Consider the following 607-nt stretch of genomic DNA (forward strand, 5'->3'; position numbering starts at 1 on the left):
AGCTCGATCGGCTTCCTGGCATGACGGGAGCCCAGCACTACATTGGTGCCGCAACGCTCGCGATAGCCTTCCAGCGGATAGCGCGAGATCGAGGCGCCGAGGAAGAGCAGGTCATCGAAATGCGGAACCTTGCGCTTGGAGCCGGCGCCGCGGATGTCATAAATGCCGGTCGCTGCCGCGCGGCGGATCTCGGAAAGCGTGTAATCGTCGAAGGTCGCTGACTTGCGCGGCGTCGTTGGAGGATTGTGGTAGCTCATGGTCGTCCTCAGTATGCGTCGGCGTTGTCGATGTTGAAGTTGTAGAGCGTACGGGCCGAGCCGTAGCGGGTGAACTCTTCCGGCTTGGCATCCTTGATACCGGCACGGTCGAGCAGGCCCTGCAGCAGTTCGACATGCTCGGGCCGCATCTCCTTGGCGATGCAGTCGGCGCCCAGGCTCTTGACCTTGCCGCGCACGAAGAGCCGCGCCTCGTAGATCGAATCGCCCAGCGCATCGCCGGCATCGCCCAGCACCACCAGATTGCCGGACTGCGCCATGAAGGCCGACATATGGCCGATATTGCCGCGCACGACGATGTCGATGCCCTTCATCGAGATGCCGCAGCGCGA

Annotated in this window: 2 pseudogenes; both read right to left on the bottom strand. The window is 63.1% G+C overall.

Annotated features, from left to right (window positions below):
* Nucleotides 1-257, bottom strand: a pseudogene (locus RFM40_RS33655) (FMN-binding glutamate synthase family protein); the annotation flags it as partial.
* 8 nt (nucleotides 258-265) lie between these two features.
* Nucleotides 266-607: pseudogene (locus RFM40_RS33660) on the bottom strand (protein GlxC); the annotation flags it as partial.

Source organism: Mesorhizobium captivum, assembly GCF_033977165.1.
GTDB lineage: Bacteria > Pseudomonadota > Alphaproteobacteria > Rhizobiales > Rhizobiaceae > Mesorhizobium > Mesorhizobium captivum.